The 2,353-nt window shown below is 44.5% G+C and carries 4 protein-coding genes; 2 read left to right on the forward strand and 2 right to left on the reverse strand.

The features are described 5' to 3' along the window. The coding region (locus tag ACKI3C_RS06085) for a 1-deoxy-D-xylulose-5-phosphate synthase N-terminal domain-containing protein (RefSeq protein ID WP_407403089.1) at positions 1-620 on the reverse strand (620 nt) is incomplete at its 3' end. Between the two features lie 277 nt (positions 621-897). On the opposite strand from ACKI3C_RS06085, the gene crcB reads away from it, so the two are divergent. Both crcB and ACKI3C_RS06095 read left to right on the forward strand, forming a co-directional pair. Then, a complete protein-coding gene (crcB, locus tag ACKI3C_RS06090; protein WP_407403091.1) occupies positions 898-1,284 on the forward strand; it encodes a fluoride efflux transporter CrcB in 387 nt (128 codons plus the stop codon). Then, positions 1,281-1,823: a beta-class carbonic anhydrase gene (locus ACKI3C_RS06095; RefSeq protein WP_407403093.1), complete on the forward strand. Its 543-nt coding sequence runs from the start codon at positions 1,281-1,283 to the stop codon at positions 1,821-1,823. The genes crcB and ACKI3C_RS06095 overlap by 4 nt, the downstream gene beginning before the upstream one ends. Positions 1,824-1,858: 35 nt before the next feature. Here the strand turns inward: ACKI3C_RS06095 and ACKI3C_RS06100 are convergent. Beyond that, positions 1,859-2,353: 4Fe-4S dicluster domain-containing protein (locus ACKI3C_RS06100; RefSeq protein ID WP_407403095.1), on the reverse strand; the 495-nt coding region annotated here is incomplete at its 5' end.

The raw sequence follows: 2,353 nt of genomic DNA on the forward strand, positions 1-2,353 counted from the left end.
TTCGATGTCGATAAGTTGGTGATGTAGTTGCTCAATGCACCCACAGGGCGATCAATGGACATATCATTGTCGTTAAGGATAATAAGCAAGTTATTCTCCTGCATCGCGGCATTGTTTAGGCCCTCAAAAGCAAGACCGCCGCTTATAGAAGCATCGCCTATCACAGCCACAACTTTTCGGTCAACATCTTTGCTTAGTTCACTCGCAATAGACATACCCAAACCAGCCGAAATCGAATTAGATGCATGGCCAGCAATGAATGTGTCATATTCGCTTTCATTAGGATTAGGGAATCCGCTCAAACCGCCCATAGTGCGGTTTTGACTAAACATGTCACGCCTGCCAGTAATAATCTTATGAGCATAAGCCTGATGACCCACGTCCCACACGATACGATCGTTGGGCGTGTCAAGAACATAGTGCAACGCAACGACAATCTCCACGGCACCCATACTCGATGCAAAATGGCCAGGATTAGTTGACAATTCATGTATCATGAAACTGCGCAACTCTCGACACACAGCAGGGAGTTGTTCCACTTTGAGTTTTTTCAAATCAGCCGGACTATCAATTCCCGACAACAAAGGGAAATTATTTTTTATATAATCCTTTTCGGTCATACTATTATCATTAACTTTTACACATAGGATAACACAAGCAAGTAACAAACTTAATTTCAATAAATTATTAAACTTGCCTATCCGTTAAGACGACATAAAACAGTGATTTTATCACACATTGGCTATAAACACCAATCAATGCAGTCTCAAACCGCTCGGACATTTTGTGCCCTATAACATGCAAATTTACGATTTTTTTTGCAATTATTTGCCTATTTATCCACTAAAGTTATTAACCATTCACTCTTTTTTGTAACTTTGCAAAAAAGTTATTTTCATGCTTAAGGATTTTTTAATAGTCGGTGCAGGAAGTTTCATGGGCGGAGGACTGCGGTTCCTTGTCTCTAGACTTGCTGCGTCATGCATTTCTTCGTCTATGTTTCCATACGGCACATTCACGGTCAACATCGTGGGATGCTTGCTCATAGGAATATTGTCAAGCATGCAGTGGACGCACGGAATCATGAACGACAGCACCAAACTCCTTGCTATCACAGGCTTCTGCGGTGGTTTCACCACTTTTTCCACGTTTATCAATGAGAGCGGAATGCTATTAAAAAACGACGGTCTTTTGTGGGCCGCCAGTTATGTTGTAATTAGCGTAACTATTGGTTTTCTTGCTCTTGTTCTAGGACAATACATAGGCAAACACTTATCATTATGATTGACCAGATTTTAGAATTTAACGAACGGTTTGTCGAGAAACGCGAATACGAAAAGTTTCTTGCTACCAAGTACCCCGAGAAGAAGCTAGCCGTGCTCTCGTGCATGGACACACGACTCACCGAACTGCTACCTGCCGCACTGGGACTTCGCAACGGTGACGCAAAACTCATCAAAAACGCCGGAGGCCTAATCATCACTCCTTTTGACTCGGCTATGCGTTCACTCCTCGTGGCTGTTTACGAGCTGGGGGTTAACGAGATAATGGTTGTGGCACATACTACATGCGGCGCATGCCACATGAGCTTTAAGGAGTTTGAGCACCACATGATTGAACGAGGCATCACAGAGGAGACTTTTGACACAATCAAGCGTTGCGGCATCGACCTCGACCACTGGCTTGAAGGTTTTCATGACACCGACGACAGTGTGCGCCGAACTGTTGACACTATCGTCAACCACCCTCTCATGCCCCGCGATGTCAACGTGCGCGGTTTCATCATTGATAGTACAACAGGCAAACTCTGCGAGGTAAAGTAATTAGTTTTAATTCCGATACTTAATTTCCTCACTTTTCAACGCAAGGCGTCGGTCAACTCTTCAAGCAACGTAGGGATGTCAATGCCTTGAGGACATTGCTTTATACACTCGCGGCAAGCAACGCAATCGGCAGGAACGCCTTTTGATTCCACAGCGTCGCCAAATCGTTTAATTACCCATCCTCCGTCAATTTTTGACCTGTTATACAACTTTAACCACTCTGGGATATTGATCTCCGAAGGACATGTTTCACAGCAATATCTGCACGAAGTGCAAGGAATGTGCACTTGACTCCTGAACAGCCTAGCAGCCTCAAAAAGAATTTCGCGGTCATTTTCAGTGAAATTATTATCGCTGCTAAATGTAGCAAGGTTGTCTTCAACTTGATTAAGAGTGGTCATTCCGCTCAAAATCACCTGCACTTGGGGCAAGCTACGCACAAATCTAAATGCCCACGAAGCGATGCTCCACTCTGGATGTGCCTCTTTGAGCATCGCGTTGGCTTCGGGCATCAAGTCGGCAAGCCGCCC

It is taken from the genome of Sodaliphilus sp. (assembly GCF_045598405.1).
Classification (GTDB): domain Bacteria; phylum Bacteroidota; class Bacteroidia; order Bacteroidales; family Muribaculaceae; genus Sodaliphilus; species Sodaliphilus limicaballi.